The organism is Kordiimonas marina, from assembly GCF_023006325.1.
GTDB classification, from domain to species: domain Bacteria; phylum Pseudomonadota; class Alphaproteobacteria; order Sphingomonadales; family Kordiimonadaceae; genus Kordiimonas; species Kordiimonas marina.
In genome coordinates this window covers 410,189-427,558 of sequence record NZ_JAINDF010000004.1, presented here as the reverse complement: position 1 = coordinate 427,558, position 17,370 = coordinate 410,189, and the positions used below count along the sequence as shown (strand labels likewise).

Annotated in this window: 13 protein-coding genes; 7 read left to right on the top strand and 6 right to left on the bottom strand. The window is 60.7% G+C overall.

The genetic code is table 11. The annotated features are described in order from the left end of the window. Nucleotides 1–137 precede the first annotated feature (137 nt). Nucleotides 138–743 carry a peroxiredoxin gene (locus K6118_RS11370; RefSeq protein WP_247120472.1) on the bottom strand — a complete coding sequence of 202 codons (606 nt, stop codon included), beginning with the start codon at nucleotides 741–743 and terminating at the stop codon, nucleotides 138–140. A 338-nt stretch (nucleotides 744–1,081) separates the two neighbouring features. Between K6118_RS11370 and K6118_RS11365 the strand changes: the two genes are divergently transcribed. Further along, nucleotides 1,082–2,152 (top strand): AraC family transcriptional regulator, encoded by a 1,071-nt coding sequence (locus tag K6118_RS11365; RefSeq protein WP_247120471.1) that lies wholly within the window; start codon nucleotides 1,082–1,084, stop codon nucleotides 2,150–2,152. A gap of 167 nt (nucleotides 2,153–2,319) precedes the next feature. Next, nucleotides 2,320–2,769: a DUF2147 domain-containing protein gene (locus K6118_RS11360; RefSeq protein ID WP_247120470.1), complete on the top strand. Its 450-nt coding sequence runs from the start codon at nucleotides 2,320–2,322 to the stop codon at nucleotides 2,767–2,769. 122 nt (nucleotides 2,770–2,891) lie between these two features. Here the strand turns inward: K6118_RS11360 and K6118_RS11355 are convergent, their stop codons facing one another. Further along, the gene (locus K6118_RS11355; RefSeq protein WP_247120469.1) at nucleotides 2,892–4,613 is read right to left on the bottom strand and encodes a hypothetical protein; all 1,722 of its coding nucleotides are present in this window, start codon (nucleotides 4,611–4,613) and stop codon (nucleotides 2,892–2,894) included. 287 nt (nucleotides 4,614–4,900) lie between these two features. On the opposite strand from K6118_RS11355, the gene K6118_RS11350 reads away from it, so the two are divergent. After that, nucleotides 4,901–5,380, top strand: coding sequence for an Lrp/AsnC family transcriptional regulator (locus K6118_RS11350; RefSeq protein ID WP_247120468.1), 480 nt, complete (start codon nucleotides 4,901–4,903; stop codon nucleotides 5,378–5,380). Nucleotides 5,381–5,478: 98 nt separating this feature from the next. On the opposite strand, the gene greA is transcribed toward K6118_RS11350, so the two are convergent. The 3 genes from greA to carA all read right to left on the bottom strand — a co-directional run bounded on the left by greA (nucleotide 5,479) and on the right by carA (nucleotide 10,591). Further along, complete coding sequence (gene greA / locus K6118_RS11345) at nucleotides 5,479–5,952, bottom strand: transcription elongation factor GreA (protein ID WP_247120467.1); 474 nt, start codon at nucleotides 5,950–5,952, stop codon at nucleotides 5,479–5,481. Between the two features lie 170 nt (nucleotides 5,953–6,122). Next, on the bottom strand, nucleotides 6,123–9,380 hold the full coding sequence (gene carB / locus K6118_RS11340; RefSeq protein WP_247120466.1) for a carbamoyl-phosphate synthase large subunit: 3,258 nt from the start codon (nucleotides 9,378–9,380) through the stop codon (nucleotides 6,123–6,125). A 17-nt stretch (nucleotides 9,381–9,397) separates the two neighbouring features. Continuing rightward, nucleotides 9,398–10,591: a glutamine-hydrolyzing carbamoyl-phosphate synthase small subunit gene (gene carA / locus K6118_RS11335; protein ID WP_247120465.1), complete on the bottom strand. Its 1,194-nt coding sequence runs from the start codon at nucleotides 10,589–10,591 to the stop codon at nucleotides 9,398–9,400. 264 nt (nucleotides 10,592–10,855) lie between these two features. Between carA and K6118_RS11330 the strand changes: the two genes are divergently transcribed. The 4 genes from K6118_RS11330 (at nucleotide 10,856) to K6118_RS11315 (ending at nucleotide 16,540) form a co-directional block, all read left to right on the top strand. After that, nucleotides 10,856–11,311, top strand: coding sequence for a GatB/YqeY domain-containing protein (locus K6118_RS11330; RefSeq protein ID WP_247120464.1), 456 nt, complete (start codon nucleotides 10,856–10,858; stop codon nucleotides 11,309–11,311). 234 nt (nucleotides 11,312–11,545) lie between these two features. Then, a complete protein-coding gene (gene dnaG / locus K6118_RS11325; RefSeq protein WP_247120462.1) occupies nucleotides 11,546–13,459 on the top strand; it encodes a DNA primase in 1,914 nt (637 codons plus the stop codon). 44 nt (nucleotides 13,460–13,503) lie between these two features. Then, nucleotides 13,504–15,582, top strand: a complete 2,079-nt coding sequence (gene rpoD / locus K6118_RS11320; protein ID WP_247120461.1) for an RNA polymerase sigma factor RpoD — start codon at nucleotides 13,504–13,506, stop codon at nucleotides 15,580–15,582. Between the two features lie 55 nt (nucleotides 15,583–15,637). Then, the gene (locus K6118_RS11315; RefSeq protein WP_247120460.1) at nucleotides 15,638–16,540 is read left to right on the top strand and encodes an aspartyl protease family protein; all 903 of its coding nucleotides are present in this window, start codon (nucleotides 15,638–15,640) and stop codon (nucleotides 16,538–16,540) included. On the opposite strand, the gene K6118_RS11310 is transcribed toward K6118_RS11315, so the two are convergent. Further along, nucleotides 16,537–17,367, bottom strand: coding sequence for a flagellin (locus K6118_RS11310; RefSeq protein ID WP_281500754.1), 831 nt, complete (start codon nucleotides 17,365–17,367; stop codon nucleotides 16,537–16,539). The two genes, K6118_RS11315 and K6118_RS11310, sit on opposite strands and share 4 nt — an antisense overlap. Between the last annotated feature and the right edge of the window lie 3 nt (nucleotides 17,368–17,370).

Sequence of the window (17,370 nt, the reverse complement as noted above, 5' to 3'; positions counted from 1 at the left end):
GTTGTCCTGAAGGGGAGACGGAGAGCGCGGCGATTTGTGAGGTCGGAAGATAGCGCCGAAGGCAGGGGGCACAAAAAAGCCCCGGCGTGAACCGGGGCTTTTCGTTTTGTCTGCGTGCGCCTGAAGGCGCGGCGGGCTTAGAGCTCGCTGGCGTGCTTCGACAGATAGTCGGCAACACCGGCTGCGTCGGCTTTCATGCCTTCGTCGCCTTTGTTCCAGCCAGCCGGGCAAACTTCGCCGTGCTCTTCATGGAACTGAAGCGCTTCAACGAGACGGACGAATTCGTCAACGTTCCGGCCGAGCGGCAGGTTGTTGACGGTCTGGTGCCAGACGAGGCCGTCTTTGCCGATCAGGAAGGTGCCGCGGAGCGCAACGCCAGCTTCTTCGATCAGGACGTCATAGTCACGGGCAACCTGTTTGGTCACGTCAGCAACCATCGGGAAATCAACCGGGCCCAGGCCGCCTTCTTTGGTGGAGGTGTTCCGCCACGCGATGTGGGTGAACTGGCTGTCGATCGAGCAGGCCACAACCTTCACGCCGAGTTCCTTGAACTTGGCCATGCGGTTGTTGAACGCCAGGATCTCGGACGGGCACACGAAGGTGAAGTCCAGCGGGTAGAAGAACAGAAGGCCATAGTCACCGGCCAGATATTCTTTCAGGTTGAAGTTTTCGTTGATGCTGCCATCGGCCATGACGGCGACAGAAGTGAAATCCGGTGCGGGTTTGCCTGCGAGAACGGCCATGCGTCCCTCCTGTAAAGTTGGTTTGAAACTGTGTCGACAAAAGCTTTTGGCGCGCCGGTCAGCCCATGGATACCCCTGGGTGTCCCTGCGCGCGTGCCTGCTCAATGTATGCTTTTGACGGCTGATTGCAACCGGCCATGTTCGATTACTGTAATCGACAAAACCGATTAATTAATGCTTAAATAACGGAATGTTTCACTTTTATAAAACAGATGGCGGGCTCTTGCAAGCCTTGGTCACAAACGCCATCTTAGAAAGAAGTTTTGGGTCCGCCGATCCGCTGTTCCGTCATCCCCTGTAGGGCAGCGCTGTTTCGGCTGAATTGCGGGGACTGACCCTTGGGCGAAATCGATACCATCCTGCGCTATAGCGCTTTCGGCTTGCTTTTGTGGCTGGCGGTTTTGTGCTGGCGTAAATACCGGCATCTGATTACCGGCCGGCTTGGCGTGTGGGCGGCGGTGTGTTCCGCGGCCTATCTCCATACCAGCAAGGCAGGCGTCATGCTCGGCGGGGTCAACCTGGGGCCGGTCCTGCTGCCGATCGCGTCGGCGGGGCCTGTGTTCGTCTGGCTTTTCTGCCTGTCGCAGTTTGAGGACCATTTCGAAATCACCTGGGTGCATAAGCTGGTCGGTGCCGCGAAGGTGCTGACCGGGGTCGGCGCTTATTATGCCTGGCAGCCGGGCACCAGCGTGCTGCACGCGCCCTTGTTTGCCGCCACGGTGCTGATCGGCCTCGGGATCATGCTGCATCTTGGCTTTGTCATCTGGCGCGGCAGGAATGACGACCTGGTGGAGGACCGCTGCCGGTTCCGCATGTGGGTGAGCATGAGCGTGGTGGTCGTGACCCTGGCCATTCTGCTGGGGGAACCAGTCGCCATCGGGCTTGGGCTTGAACATTATCTGTTGCCCCTGCAGGCGGCGGCGGTGCTCGGCATTACCCTGTTCCTGCATTGGCAGGTGGCGGGCGACAGCGGGACCGAGCTTTTCGCCTTCGCCCCGGCGCTGGCGGGCGGTATTGGCATTCCGGCTATCCCGGAGGCCACCGAAACCATCACGCCGGAAGACAGGCATGACCTGCGGGCGCTTGAAGGCGTGATGGCGGAAAAGACCTGGCTGGAGCCGGGGCTTACCATCGCGCGGCTGGCTGAGTGTGCGGGCCTGCCGGAACACCGGCTGCGGCGGCTGATCAACCAGCATCTTGGCTACCGCAATTTCTCGGACTATCTGAACCATCACCGCATCGGCGCCGCCAAGGAACGGCTTGGCTCGGTTGAGGAACGGCACCTGCCGGTCCTGACCATCGCCATGGACCTGGGCTACCAGTCCCTCGGGCCGTTCAACCGCGCTTTCAAGGAACGCACAGGCGTCACCCCCACTGAATTCCGCCGTCAGGCCCTTGCCGATTTTTAAAAAACATCCCCTTTTCTGAAAATCTCCTGCCGTTTTCAAAAAAAGCAGGAAATACGACCCGCGCATCCCTACTTGTGTCAGCGTTGGCCCAGCCTGTGTGGGCCTCCCTGTTCAGATTTCTGTGCCCCTTAATCCCCATGGGGGCTTCGACGCGAGGAGATAATGGTATGTCGAAATTTGCAACGATGGTTCGCCGCGTGGCGTTTGCCGGTGCGGCTGTAACGATGATGGGTGCCGGTGCGGCGCAAGCGGCTGACACCGATATCCAGGGCTATTGGGCGCTTGAAGGTGGTGCCGGTGTCGTCAAGGTGGCGCCGTGCGGCAGCTCGGCCAAGCGCCTGTGCGGCACGCTGGTCTGGAGCGCAAGCGGCGCTGAGATGCCGAAGGTCGGCACCCAGGTGCTGAAGAACTTTCGTCCGGTCGCCAACATGTGGGGCAAGGGCAAGGTAACCGACCCTGAATCCGGCAAGACGCTCCAGGGCCGCCTGAAGCCGCTTCAGGATGGCACGCTGAAGGTCAGCCAGTGCCATGGCTCCCTGTGCACCTACAGCACTTGGCAGCGCCCGAAGCCGGACATGGCGGGCCTGCAAACCTTCTTCGAGAAAGCGGGCAGCTAATTTCCCTCAACTGATTTCTCGCTGACGTCCAGCCCACTGGACCTCATGACTGACAAGGGCGGTTTTCCGGGCAGGAGGCCGCCCTTTCTTTATGGTGTGCAGGTGAGGGGGCGTGCCGGGACTTAGTCGTCAGCCTTGTCGCCCAGCTGTTCGCGCAACGACCGCGCGCAGGCGGTGGCGATTTCAGCCTGTAGGCGCAGCTGCATGTTGCCGCTCTTGCGGCTGCCTTCGCCGAGCCGGGCCAGCGCTTCTTCGAGAAGGTCGAGCGTGCTGGTGATCTCCGCCAGGTGCGGGGGCAGGTCGAGCCGTTCCGGCGTTTCCTCTGCGATCTTGTGGGCAGCCGGAACTTCCGGGCCGACGGCACTGATATGCGAGCCGGAAACCATATCGGCGACCGCATCGAGCGTTGCCTTGGTGATGGCATCCGCCGCCGCATGGGTCACCTGTTCGGCCACAGAGTCCGTGAAGGATTTGTCGGCGATGTTCAGGCTCGCCCTGGGCGCGGGTTCATGGGCGGGCGCTGCCGCGCTTTCAGCCAGCACGCTTTGCCGGTCCGTGAAGGTTTGCGGGATCGGCCGGGGCCTGCGGTCGGTCACATCATCGAGGAACAGCGGCTGGTCATCCACATGCAGTGCCGGTTCGCCCAGCGGGTCCTCCGCGGCGACAACCGGGGTCAGCGCGCCTTCATAGCCTTCGAATACGCCACCGATACCGAAAAGCGGGGCGGCATCAAGCGTCCAGAAACGGTGGGCGCGGTCCAGTCCGTCCAGTGTGATCGGCGCGTCATGGATGGCGCTCCGGCGCTGGAACGCGCGGGATACCGGGTGGCCGAGCTTGGTGTTGAGGCCCAGAAGGTCGAGCATCGAGGCGCCGACCGTCACCACGTGACCGTCCAGAAGCTTGCGGCCGTGGGGCGAAACGTCGGTGACGATGCCGTCCCGGTCGGACCGCCAGCACCAGCCGCCGGGGCCTGGGTCGCGCAATTGTTCGCGCGGGGTCGCTGTATATGTGTCCTCGGAAGCGGCAGCATCGGGAGCGGGCTGTTCGGAGGGGGCTTCGGCCGGAAGGCAGGACGTTTGTTCGTCATCGGCTTCGGCCATGCGGGTTTCAGCCATGCGGGTTTCAGGGAGATCAGCCGGTTGGCTCGCGCGGTCGGCGAGCAGGTCTTCGCCCGTGCGCAGGATGCGCAGGCTGGCCGATTTCGGGGCGTCTTCCGCCATTTTGGCGGTCATGCCGTCGGTGCCTGTGGCTTCGGCTTCTTCGGTTCCCCAGGCTGTTGCAGCTGCAACAGCTTCATTGTCGGGATGCAACATGGTGACGGTCGCGCCAGATCGTTCCTGGCCGTTGCCAAGATCGTCGCGCCACAGGGCAAGGGTCGAGCGGCTGTCAAACGGCGGTGCCGCCGGGGCCGCGCGGGCCAGGGCGATCCACACATTGGCGGAAAGGTCGGCGCGGCTCGCCAGAATTTGGTGATGTTCACGGCCCGTCGCGGCGATCAGCTCGATGAAGGCATCCTCATCGAACGGCATCGTCTTGAGGAGATCCTCGGCGAGGCTGGCGCGGTCGCGGGCGAGACGCAGGGCAAGGTCAAGCGGCGGGGCGGACATTTTGGCGACGAGGTCAGCGGCCGTGCGGCGGCTGTCTACCTCGACATGCGGGAGCAAAGCTTCAATAACATCAAGGAGTTGAGAGCGGGTCGGCTCACGGGACGGGGCCTTGCCGGTCAGAAACAGATCGACAAGATTGCGGAAAAGGGCGGTCCGGTCCTCGCCATCACGCTCACGCGCATATGCGACCAGCTCCCTTATCCGACTATCAAGCGCGTTCATGTCGAATGCCGACACTTTGCCCACAGTCCAAAGCCCACTTCTGTTGGGACCAGACCCCACACGGGGATAATGATCCTCCGGCCGTCCCAGCCTCTGAAATCTTATTGTAAGTGGGGTGAAGATAGCTCCCGAATCACCCAGCGTCCCTATACTACCCAAAACGCCATATGATGCTAGTGATGATTAACATTAGAAATATTATTTTACGCATTTGGAACTTTATTTCGGGAAAGCGCTTCGGTAGTATGCGTGGCCGACCCGCATGTAGGGTCGGTCAGCAGTAGCCTTCAGGGAGTATGCATATGGGTCGTGTCAAACTTGATGCCGTCGACCGCAAAATTTTGTCGTGCCTTCAATCGCAGGGCCGCATCACCAACGTTGAACTTGCGGAACGTGTCGGTATCACAGCGCCCCCGTGCTTGCGCCGCGTGCGCGCCCTTGAGGAAGAAGGCTATATCAAAGGGTACCATGCTGACCTTGACCAGGAAGCCCTCGGCTACGGCCTGACGGTCTTCGCCATGGTCGGCCTGCACAGCCAGGCGGAAGTCGACCTCCAGAAATTCGAGGAACAGTGCCAGGGCTGGCCGATGGTCCGGGAATGCTTCATGCTCAACGGCGAAATCGACTTCATCCTGAAGATCGTGGCCCAAGACCTCGCCGCGTTCCAGAAGTTCCTGACCAGTGAGCTGACCCCGGCGCCGAATGTGGCCAGCGTCAAGACCTCGCTGACCATCCGCACGTCCAAGCATGTGCCGGGTGTGCCGCTGCCACCGGTGGCCTAAGCCCCTGCGGTATAACGCCGAACAAGAAAAGCCCGCTCAACTGAGCGGGCTTTCTGTTTGTCTGGGTAAGATGGGCCGGGCTGTGCGCCCGGTCGGCCTTACTTGAATTCGATCTTGGTGATCTCGTAATAGCGTTCGCCACCCGGGGTTTTCACTTCAACCTCGGCGCCGACATTACGGCCGATGAGCGCGCGGGCGATCGGTGACTGGTAGCTAATGCGGCCAGCCTTCACGTCGCCTTCGTCTGCGCCGACGATCTGATAGATGACTTCCTTGTCGTCCTCATCGAGGAGGGTCACGGTCGCGCCGAACACAACCCTGTCGCCGGAAAGCGAGGTCGGGTCGATCACCTGGGCGCGGCTCAGCTTGCCTTCAAGCTCCATGATCCGGCCTTCGATGTGGCCCTGGCGCTCCTTCGCGGCGTGATACTCGGCGTTTTCCGACAGGTCGCCATGAGCGCGCGCTTCTTCGATGGCTTGAACGACCGAGGGGCGTTCCACCGACTTCAGGTTCTTCAGCTCCGCCTCAAGTCTGCGGTGGCCTTCAATGAGCATGGGCACTTTTTCTGTCATGTGTCCCGTCCTGGAATGTTGTTGTCTTATTCTTGTTTCAACTGAGCCGGTACGTGTGTCCACCCGGCCTTCATAAAAACAGGAGCGCCGACCCCAAAGGGCCGGCGCGATCCTTTTTTCTTTAGCCGAGGTACGGCCGAAAATCAAGCCTGATCGCGGGATAGGCGATTTCAGGCGACGTTATAGTCCTGCAGCTTCTTCACCGTCAGGTTACCGGCGTGAAGCGCCTTCAGCGAGTGCACGGCCGCGCGCGAGGCCGCGATGGTGGTGAAGTAGGGCAGCTTCATGGTGAGCGCGGTGGTCCGAAGCTCATAGCTGTCCTTGATCGCCTGCTTGCCTTCGGTGGTGTTGAACATGAGATGGATGTCATCGTTCTTCATCACGTCAAGCACATGCGGGCGCTGGCCTTCGGTCACCTTGAACACGCTTTCCACCTCATCAAGGCCGTTGGCCTTCAGGTAGTTGGCGGTGCCGGTGGTGGCCATCACCTTATAGCCCATCTCGATAAGGTCGCGGGCGAGCGGTACGACGGCATATTTGTCGGAGTCCTTCACGGAGATGAACACCCGGCCTTCCATCGGCAGCTTCACGCCCGCAGCAAGCTGGGACTTGAAGAAGGCCATGGCGAAGGTGCGGTCGATGCCCATGACCTCGCCGGTGGATTTCATTTCCGGGCCGAGGAGAACGTCGACACCCGGGAAGCGTGCCCAAGGGATCACCACTTCCTTCACCGCGACATGTTCGGTGATCGGATCCTTGAGGTCGAAGTCGCTGAGCTTGCTACCGGCCATTACTTGCGCGGCGATGGCGGCAATCGGGCTGCCGATCGCCTTGGCGACGAAAGGCACGGTGCGGCTGGCGCGCGGGTTGACCTCAATGAGGTAGACCTCGCCGTCCTTGACCGCGAACTGCACGTTCATCAGGCCGACCACATTCAGCGCTTTGGCAAGCGCCTTGGCCTGGCGTTTGATTTCGTTCACCAGACCAACCGGCAGGCTGTAGGGCGGAAGGGAGCAGGCGCTGTCGCCCGAGTGGATGCCCGCTTCCTCGATATGTTCCATGATACCGGCGATATGGATGTCGGTGCCGTCGGAAAGCGCATCCACGTCCACCTCGATGGCATCCTTGAGGAAGCTGTCGATCAGCACGGGGCTGTCGCCTGAAACCTGCACGGCTTCGGCGATGTAGCGGTCCAGGCCTTCCTGGTCATGGACGATTTCCATCGCGCGGCCGCCCAGCACATAGGACGGGCGGATCAGCACGGGGTAACCGACTTCATCGGCCACCTTCACGGCTTCGGCGTGGCTGCGGGCAAGGCCGTTGTTCGGCTGCTTGAGGCCGAGGCGCTTGACCAGGTCCTGGAAACGCTCGCGGTCTTCGGCGAGGTCGATGGCGTCCGGGCTGGTGCCCAGGATCGGGATACCTTCGGCTTCAAGCGCGTGCGCGAGCTTGAGCGGCGTCTGGCCACCGAACTGGACGATCACGCCCTTGACGGTGCCGTTTTCCTGTTCCTTGCGGATGATCTGGATGACGTTTTCGGCGGTCAGAGGCTCGAAATACAGCCGGTCCGAGGTGTCATAGTCGGTGGAAACCGTTTCCGGGTTGCAGTTGATCATGATGGTCTCGAACCCGGCGTCGGAGAGCGAGAAGCAGGCATGACAGCAGCAATAATCAAATTCGATGCCCTGGCCGATCCGGTTCGGGCCACCGCCGAGGATGACGATCTTGTCGCGGTCCGTGGGTTTGGATTCACACTCGGGCTCTTCCCCGGCCGCGAAGGTTTCATAGGTCGAATACATATAGGGCGTGCGGGCCTCGAATTCGGCAGCACATGTATCGATCCGCTTGAAGGAGGGCAGGACACCGGCATCCAGGCGCGCCTTGGTCACCGCAGCTTCGGTGAGACCGGCAACCTGGCCGAGCCGGGCGTCGGAGAAGCCGAGCATCTTCAGTTTCCTGAGCGCGCGGGCGTCCGTCGGCAGGCCGTCTTTGGCGACGGTTGCTTCGGTGTCGACGATCTTTTTGATCTCCCGCAGGAACCAGGGTTCATAGTGGGTGACGCGCTGGATGTCTTCGAGGCTGAGGCCTTCGCGCATGGCCTGGGCGATGCGGAGAAGGCGGTCCGGCTTGGCGACCGCAAGGTCACTGAGGATCGGGCGGAAGTCTTCGCTGCCTGAGGTAAAGTCATCGAACTTCACTTCATTGAGGCCGGTGAGCCCGGTTTCCATGGAGCGCATGGCTTTCTGGAGGCTTTCAGCGAAATCGCGGCCGACGGCCATGACTTCCCCGACCGACTTCATTGCGGTGGTCAGCACCGGCTTGGTGCCCGCGAACTTCTCAAAGGTGAAGCGCGGTACCTTGGTGACGACATAGTCGATGGTCGGCTCGAAGCTGGCCGGGGTCACGCCGGTGATGTCGTTATCCAGCTCATCGAGCGTATAGCCGACAGCCAGCTTGGCGGCGATCTTGGCGATCGGGAAACCGGTGGCCTTGGAGGCGAGCGCGGACGAACGGCTCACGCGCGGGTTCATCTCGATCACGATCAGGCGGCCGTTTTCCGGGTTCACGGCAAACTGGACGTTCGAGCCGCCGGTCTCGACGCCGATTTCCCGGAGGACGGCGATCGAGGCGTTCCGCATGATCTGATATTCTTTGTCGGTGAGCGTCAGCGCCGGGGCGACCGTGATGCTGTCGCCGGTATGCACACCCATGGGGTCGACGTTTTCGATCGAGCAGATGATGATGCAGTTGTCCGCTTTATCGCGGATCACTTCCATCTCATATTCTTTCCAGCCGAGGATGCTTTCCTCAACCAGCACTTCGGTGGTCGGCGAGGCATCGAGGCCTTTGGTGACGATCTCGATGAATTCTTCCTTGTTATAGGCGACGCCGCCGCCGGTGCCGCCCATGGTGAAGGACGGGCGGATGATGGCGGGCAGGCCGATGTCCTCAAGGATCTTGAGCGCTTCGTCCATCGTGTGGGCGGTATCGCCGCGGCAGATGTCCAGGCCGATCTTCTGCATGGCCTTGCCGAAGCGGTTGCGGTCCTCGGCCTTGTCGATGGCGTCGGCGTTGGCGCCGATGAGCTCGACACCGTATTTTTCCAGTGTGCCGTCCTGGTCAAGCGCGAGCGCGGTATTCAGGCCGGTCTGGCCGCCCATGGTCGGCAGCACCGCGTCCGGGCGTTCTTTTTCGATGATCTTGGCGACAACCTCGGGCGTGATCGGCTCGATATAGGTGGCGTCGGCCAGTTCCGGGTCGGTCATGATCGTGGCGGGGTTGCTGTTCACCAGGATAACCCGGTAGCCTTCTTCCCGAAGCGCCTTGCAGGCCTGTGTGCCCGAATAGTCGAACTCACACGCCTGACCGATCACAATGGGACCGGCGCCGATGATCAGGATGCTTTTGATGTCGGTGCGTTTTGGCATTTCTGGTCCCTTGTGTTTTAAGCGGCAGTCTTATGTTTCTGGATCATGTCCATGAACTGGTCGAACAGGTAGAAGCTGTCCTGCGGGCCGGGTGATGCTTCCGGGTGCTGCTGCACGCTGAAGATCGGCCGGTCGGTGCATTCGATGCCGCAGACTGTCTGGTCGAACAGGGAAATATGGCTGACCTCCACGCCGTCGGGCAGGCTGTCCGCCTCCACCGAGAAGCCGTGGTTCATGCTGGTGATTTCCACCTTGCCCGTGCGCAGGTCCTTCACCGGGTGGTTGGCGCCGCGGTGACCCTGGTGCATCTTGTAGGTCTTGCCGCCGAAGGCGAGCGCCAGAAGCTGGTGGCCGAGGCAGATGCCGAAGATCGGCAGCCCGGTGTGGATCAGCTTGTTGATGACCGGCAGGGCATACTCACCGGTCGCGGCCGGGTCGCCCGGGCCGTTCGACAGGAAAATCCCGTCGGGCTTATGCGCCATGATCTCATCGAAGCTGGCGGTGGCGGGGACAACGGTCACGCGCGCGCCGGTTTCAGCGAGGCAGCGGAGGATGTTGTTCTTGGCGCCGTAATCGACCGCGACCACATGGGCCTTGGGGTTTTCCAGCGTGCCGTAACCCGTCTCGGCCTGCCAGCGGGTGGTGGTCCAGTCATAGGTCTGGGCGCAGGTGACGTCCTTGGCGAGGTCCATGCCCTCAAGCCCCGGCCAGTCTTGCGCCTGCTTCAGAAGCGCCGGAATGTCGAACACGCCGTCTTTATTATAGGCGATGACGCCCGTGGGGGCGCCGTTATTGCGGATATGGCGGGTGAGCTTCCTGGTATCCAGCCCCGCGATGCCGACAAGGCCCATCTTCTCGGCCCAGGCCGCCAGGCCGCCTTCGGCGCGGTAGTTGGCGGGCTCGGTGATCTCATCCCGGATCACCAGGCCGCGGGCCGCCGGGGTCGTCGTCTCATGATCTTCATGGTTGGTGCCGACGTTGCCGATGTGCGGGAAGGTGAAAGTGATGATTTGTCCGGCGTAGGACGGGTCGGTCAGGATTTCCTGATACCCGGTGATCGAGGTGTTAAAGCAGACCTCGCCGACTGTGTCGCCTTCTCGTCCGAAACCATAACCCCAAAACACGGTGCCATCGGCGAGAACAAGAACAGCAGTTATGTCATCGGCCGGCGGTGTTGAAGACAGTGTCTTCTTAGGGGCGGATTCGGTCATTGTGGATAGTTCCTCCTACCTGGCGATCACAAAAACCCTTGTGCTACAAGGGGGTTGAGGTGGATGTTGCGCACCTCAAGCGGCCACTGGGCTGCGGCCAAATTGTCGGGACAATAAGCAAAAGCCCTCTGAGGGTCAAGGAAAAGCTTTAAAAAAATAGTCGTTTAAAAACAACAAGTTACAACGATTATTCCTGTTTGCCACTGGACCCGGGTTGGTTTACTATGCGCTCTTCCGACTCGTTTTCCGTCGAATGGAGCACCAATGCTTAGGGACGAACTTACTCAGGCGATGAAAGATGCCATGCGCGCGAAGGATAAGCGCGTGCTCGGCACGGTCCGCCTTATTCTGGCAGCGATCAAGGAGCGCGATATCGAGCTTCGCACGCAGGATGCGGCCGACCGCGACGACGATGCCATCATTACCGACATTCTGTCGAAAATGGTCAAGCAGCGCAACGACAGCATCAAGGCCTACGAAGAAGGCGGCCGGTGCGAGCTGGCGGAGCGGGAACGCGAAGAGATCGCCATCATTCAGGGTTTCCTGCCGAAACAGCTCTCCGATGCGGAGGTCAAGGCTGCGGCTGAAGCCGTGGTCAAGGACCTGGGCGCCGAGGGGCTGAAGGATATCGGCCGCTGCATGGCTGCCTTGAAGACCAAATACGCCGGTCAGATGGATTTCGCCAAAGCCAGCACCACCATCAAGGGGCTTCTGAGCTAGGCGGTTTTCCAAAACCGAACACGGGAAAAAGCAGAGGCTTGCCCTCTGCTTTTTTGTTTGCCGTGGCCTTGGTGTCGTTGAGACGCTCAAAATGAGGGGAAGCTGGGCTCAGATTGTCCAATTCCTATATTGCGAGCGCCCTACAGTTTTTAGTATCACGGAAGCTTGCCCCGGTCGTCTTCGTACCTATGGTTACGATATGGGGTGGGGACCCTCTGTTACATCGGGATATCCATGGCCTTAAGTCCGCAGTTTCTGGATGAGCTCAAGCACCGCTTCACGCTTTCGGACGTGATTGGGCGGCAGGTGAAGCTTGTCCGGCACGGGCGCGAGCATATGGGCCTGTGTCCCTTCCATAATGAAAAGTCGCCGTCTTTCACGGTCAATGACCAGAAAGGCTTCTACCACTGTTTCGGTTGCGGGGCGCACGGCAGTGTCATCGACTTCGTGATGGGCACGCAGGGGCTGGAGTTTCTGGAGGCGATCGAGCGCCTGGCCGAGGAAGCGGGCATGGAGATGCCGCGCCAGACGCCGGAGCAGATCGAGCGCGACAAGAAGCGCGGCACCCTCTCGGAAGTCATGGACGCCGTGGCACACTGGTATCAGGCGCAGCTTAAGGGGCAGGTCGGCCGCGCGGCCTATGATTATGTCAAGGGGCGGGGGCTGAAGGACGCGACCATCGATCGCTTCGGCCTTGGTTATGCGCCGGGCGGCCTTTCGGGCGGCAGCCGCACCGCGCTCAAGGACGCGATGCGCGCCCGCGGCATCCCCGAAGACCAGCTCATTGATACCGGCATGCTGATCAAGCCCGAAGGCGGCGGCGAAAGCTATGACCGCTTCCGGAACCGCGTGATGTTCCCGATCACCGACCGGCAGGGCCGGGTGATCGCCTTCGGGGGCCGCGCGCTCGACAAGGACGCCAAGGCCAAATATCTCAACAGCCCGGAAACCAGCATCTTCCACAAGGGGGCGACGCTCTATAACTGGGCGAACGCCCGCGCGGCCGCGTATGACTGCGGGCAGGTGATGGTGGTCGAAGGCTATATGGATGTAATCGCGCTGGCGCAGTATGGCATCGATTATGCCGTGGCGCCGCTCGGCACCGCGCTCACCGAAGAACAGATATCCCACCTGTGGCAGATGGCGGATGAGCCGATCCTCAGCTTCGATGGCGACAAGGCCGGCGTGCGCGCCGCGACCCGCGCGATGGAGCGGGCCCTGCCGATGCTGAAGCCGGGCAAGTCGCTCAGGTTCGTTTTCATGCCGGAGGGTGATGACCCGGACACGCTGGTCCAGCGCGAAGGCCGCAAGGCGGTCGAGAAGCTGATCGATGCGGCCGAGCCGCTCGTCAACGTGCTTTGGAAGACGCTGACGGAGGGGCATTCGATCGATACGCCGGAGCGCCGGGCGGGGCTTGAAAAAAATATCTTCATGAAGCTTTCCGAAATTGAAGATGAAAACGTCAAGAAACTGTACCAGGGCGAATTCAGGAACCGGCTTTATGAGCTGTTCCGTCCGGCCAAGCGGGGTGGCGGCCAGGGAGGCCAGCGCACCTTCACCCCAGGCGGCAGGCGGGACCCCAGGAAAGTGCCACCGACGGGGCTTCTGGCACAAACCAGCATCGGCCGGGGCCGGGGCGGTGGCGCGGTTACGGAGCGCATGGAGAAGACCATCGTGCTCACGCTCGTCCACCATCCGGAGATTCTGATCAAGCATGAAGAAACGGTCGCCCATCTACATTTCAGCGTGCCGGGGCTTGACGGCATCATCGCGGCTTTACTAGAGAAGGCCGCCTTGGGGCACACCCTTGATATGGAGGGGGTGCTCACCCATTTGAATGACAAAGGGCTATTGGACACTTTTGAACGGATAAAACAGGAACGGGCGCTGAGGGATGAATGGTTCGCGTGGGCTGACGCGGCTTTATCCGATGCGCTGACCGGATTTGAGCATATTGTCCAACGGTTTCAGCATATTACCGAGGCGCGGCGCGACTATGAACGCGCGGAAGCGGAATATGCCGAGGAGATGACAGATGAAAACCATGCCCGTTTTGTGGCGGCCCAGGCCGCCTATCGGGCGCTTGAGGAAAAAGAAGCCGATAAGGAAGGCTATCGGCTCGAATCAGGCAGGTTTTCTTTCAACTAATATGGTATAGACTGCGATTCGCGTAGTTTTCGGAGAAAAAATACATGGCAAAAGATGCGACTCAGGACGACGACAAGGACATCAGCACCGATGAAAATAGTTCGGGTCCGCTGGTGAATTCTGCCGAAGCCGCCGTCAAAAAGATGATCGCAAAGGCCAAGGAACGCGGCTACATCTCTTATGATGAGCTGAACGAAGCCTTGCCGACCGAGGAAATGTCTTCCGAGCGAATCGAAGACATCATGACCATGCTGTCCGAAATGGGCATCAACGTCATCGAGGGTGATGAACCCGAAGAGGGCGATGGTGAAAACGCGTCTGCTTCATCTGACAAGGATGACGATGAAGAGGAAGACGAGAAGGACGATTCGGAAGAAGAATTCCGCACCACGGACAAGAAGAAGGAAATCGGTGACCGGACCGATGACCCTGTCCGTATGTATCTCCGGGAAATGGGATCGGTAGAGCTGCTCTCCCGCGAAGGCGAGATCGCCATCGCGAAACGGATCGAGGCAGGCCGCGCCACCATGATCGAGGGCCTGTGCATGAGCCCGCTGACGTTCCAGGCCATTATCGAATGGGCTGAGCGTCTTGAGAATGGCGACATGCTGCTCCGCGACATCATCGACCTTGAAGCCACGCTGGGCAAGGAGCCGGATAACGACGACCTCGAAGACGAGGAAGGCGGCGATGTCATGGCTGAAGGCGCCAAAAAGGCCGACGACGGCAAGGACGGTGACGAAAAGCCGGAGGTCAAGAAAGCGGCCGATGGTGAAGAGGAAGGTGGCGAAGGCGAAGAGGGCGAAAGCACTAGCCAGACCGACGACGATGACGACGATGACGATGAAGAATCGGCCATGTCCCTGTCGGCGATGGAAGAGCATCTGAAGCCGGAAACCATCGAGAAATTCCAGCTCATCACCGCGACCTACAAGAAGTACGCGAAGCTGCAGGAAGCCCGTCTTTCCGCTGCCGTTCAGGGTGACGACCTTTCGGGCCCGCAGGACCGCCGCTTCCGCAAACTGCGTGGCGAGCTGATCGAGCTTGTCGCCTCGGTTAAATTCAACGCGGTGCGGATCGAAGAACTGGTGGACGAGCTTTACGGCCTGAACCGCCGCCTGATGAGCCTTTCCGGCCGTCTGCTGCGCTTGGCGGAAAGCCATAAGGTCAGCCGCACGTCCTTCCTGGAGGAATACCAGGGCAACGAGCTGGAGGAAGACTGGCTCGACCGCGTTGGCAAGCTGAAGACCAAGGGCTGGGCGTCGTTCGTGGCGGCTGAGGGTGAGGCTGTCCGCAATATCCGTGAACAGGTGGGTGAGGTTCTGAGCCGCACCGGCCTGCACGCTGAAGAATTCCGCCGTATCGTTCGCACGGTGCAGAAGGGTGAGAAAGAAGCCCGCATCGCCAAGAAGGAGATGGTCGAGGCCAACCTGCGTCTCGTGATCTCGATTGCGAAGAAATACACCAACCGTGGCCTGCAGTTCCTGGACCTTATCCAGGAAGGTAACATCGGCCTGATGAAAGCGGTGGACAAGTTCGAATACCGCCGCGGGTACAAATTCTCGACCTATGCCACTTGGTGGATCCGTCAGGCGATCACCCGTTCGATCGCCGACCAGGCACGCACCATCCGTATTCCGGTGCATATGATCGAGACCATCAACAAGCTGGTCCGGACCGGCCGCCAGATGCTGCACGAAATCGGCCGCGAAGCCACGCCGGAAGAACTGGCCGAACGTCTGTCCATGCCGCTTGAAAAAGTGCGCAAGGTCATGAAGATCGCCAAGGAGCCGATCTCCCTCGAGACGCCGATCGGCGATGAGGAAGACAGCCATCTGGGCGATTTCATCGAGGACAAGAACGCCATCCTGCCGGTGGATGCCGCCATCCAGTCGAACCTCAGGGAGACCACGACCCGCGTGCTGGCATCGCTGACGCCGCGGGAAGAGCGCGTGCTCCGGATGCGCTTCGGTATCGGCATGAACACGGACCATACGCTCGAGGAAGTCGGCCAGCAGTTCTCGGTCACCCGGGAACGTATCCGCCAGATCGAAGCCAAGGCGCTGCGCAAGCTCAAGCACCCGAGCCGGTCGCGTCAGCTCAGAAGCTTCCTTGATAACTAAACCCTATATAGGGCAGGGATTGTTTCATACCCGAAATAAAATGAAGGGCGGCCTTTTGAGGCTGCCCTTTTTATTTCTCTGCCTGTTGGTGCTGGCGCCCTTCGCCGGGTTCAGGGCCGGAGCCGAAGATTTCGCCCTCAGCCGCGGGCCGGAGGGTCGTTTCCTGGTTGATGCCAGGGTCGGGGCCAAGGTCGGGGCCAAGGTCGGCAGCGGCAAAACCTATCCCTTCGTGCTCGACACCGGCTCCGGCCGGTCGATGGTTTACCGATCGCTGGTGACGGAACTGGGCCTGAAGGCGCTGCCGTTCAAGTCTGTCCGGGTTCATACCGCAACCGGGCTTAGGTCCATGCCGCTTTATGATGTCGGGGTCCTTCAGGCGCTCGGGCGTACATTACCCGCGGACGGTATCGCCATGATGCCGGATGTGGGCAAGCCGGGGGCATATGGCATCCTCGGTGTGGACCTGATGGGTGGGATGATGCTGGAGATCGGCGGAGACCGCGTGCGGGTGATTAAGGATGATGACCCGCTTCCGGCGGGGGACTGGTATCAGATTGGGGGACGGCCGGTCGGCAATGGGTCGCTGGCGGTTGACGTGAACGTGGCCGGTCTCGCCATCCCGGCGCTTGTGGATACCGGGGCCAACTTCACTGTCGTCAACCAGGCGGCGGCGATCAAGCTGATGCAGATGGCGGATATCACCATCACCGACAAAAACACCGGCATCCGCGCGGCGGGCGGCGGGATGCGGGCGGGCACCTTCACCGCCGACAGCCTGACCATCGGCGGCAAGACCTATAAGGATGTGCGCATCCTTGTCGCCAGCCTGCCGGTTTTTGCCACCCTGGGGGCGGCGCGTTCGCCAGCGATGATCCTGGGGGTCGATGTCATCGGGCGCCAGCCAGTGGTGCTGGATTTCGGCGCCTGGACGCTGGCGATTAGGAAGACGGCGGATTAGGACCGGAACAGGCCGAGGAGGGCTGCGGGCTGTTTGTTGGCAATGGACAGCGACTGTATGCCTAGGTCCTGCTTGACCTGATTGGCGGCGAATTGCGCGCTGGCGGCGGCAAGGTCCGCGTCGGAAAGGGCGCCAATGCCCTTTTGGGTGGTCCCTGAAAGGGTCTCGGTGAAATCCTTGACTTTATGAAGTTGGGCAGAGCCGGAGCCAATCTTCGACAAAGAATCGCTGACACTTTGGATCGACTGGTCGATTGCCGCGATGGCGGCTGCAGCATCGGCTTCGGTCGAGATGCCCTGGGTTGGGCCGAGTGATACGTTCGGTCCGCCAAGCGACAGGTTCTGGGCGTCGATGGTGATGCTGCCACCCCCGCTCGCGCCGGTGATGGCGACAATATTATCCCCGCCTGCCTTCAGCGCGTTGGTGCCGTTAAATTCAGCCGACGCGACGGCGGTGCTGATCTGGTCCCTCAGGGCGACAAACTGGTCATTGAGCGCGAGGCGGCTTTGCTGGTCGAGCCCCGGGTCCGCAGCCTGAACCGCCTTTTCCTTCAGCTGCACCAGAAGGCTTGCAATATCGCCGCCGGCCGCAAGCGCGACATCACTGGTTGAGATCGCGCGGTCGAGCGAGTTCTTGACGCTGTTAAGCCCAGCGACATTGCCCTTCAGGATATTGGTGATGGCATAGGTGGCGGCGTCATCCTGCGCGCCAGATACCTTAAGGCCAGTCGAAAGCTGCTTCTCGGACGTGCCGAGCAGCCTATTCGATTTCTGCAAAAATTGTACGCCAAACAAACTGCTGGCGTTGGTATTAACCGACTCCACCATGGT

What these genes read in the sequence shown, in the direction of transcription:
- carB (WP_247120466.1), bottom strand. Translation starts at nt 9,380, where the DNA reads ATGCCAAAACGCACCGACATCAAAAGCATCCTGATCATCGGCGCCGGT.
- rpoD (WP_247120461.1), top strand. Translation starts at nt 13,504, where the DNA reads ATGGCAAAAGATGCGACTCAGGACGACGACAAGGACATCAGCACCGAT.
- carA (WP_247120465.1), bottom strand. Translation starts at nt 10,591, where the DNA reads ATGACCGAATCCGCCCCTAAGAAGACACTGTCTTCAACACCGCCGGCC.
- dnaG (WP_247120462.1), top strand. Translation starts at nt 11,546, where the DNA reads ATGGCCTTAAGTCCGCAGTTTCTGGATGAGCTCAAGCACCGCTTCACG.
- K6118_RS11330 (WP_247120464.1), top strand. Translation starts at nt 10,856, where the DNA reads ATGCTTAGGGACGAACTTACTCAGGCGATGAAAGATGCCATGCGCGCG.
- greA (WP_247120467.1), bottom strand. Translation starts at nt 5,952, where the DNA reads ATGACAGAAAAAGTGCCCATGCTCATTGAAGGCCACCGCAGACTTGAG.
- K6118_RS11360 (WP_247120470.1), top strand. Translation starts at nt 2,320, where the DNA reads ATGTCGAAATTTGCAACGATGGTTCGCCGCGTGGCGTTTGCCGGTGCG.
- K6118_RS11370 (WP_247120472.1), bottom strand. Translation starts at nt 743, where the DNA reads ATGGCCGTTCTCGCAGGCAAACCCGCACCGGATTTCACTTCTGTCGCC.
- K6118_RS11350 (WP_247120468.1), top strand. Translation starts at nt 4,901, where the DNA reads ATGGGTCGTGTCAAACTTGATGCCGTCGACCGCAAAATTTTGTCGTGC.
- K6118_RS11310 (WP_281500754.1), bottom strand. Translation starts at nt 17,367, where the DNA reads ATGGTGGAGTCGGTTAATACCAACGCCAGCAGTTTGTTTGGCGTACAA.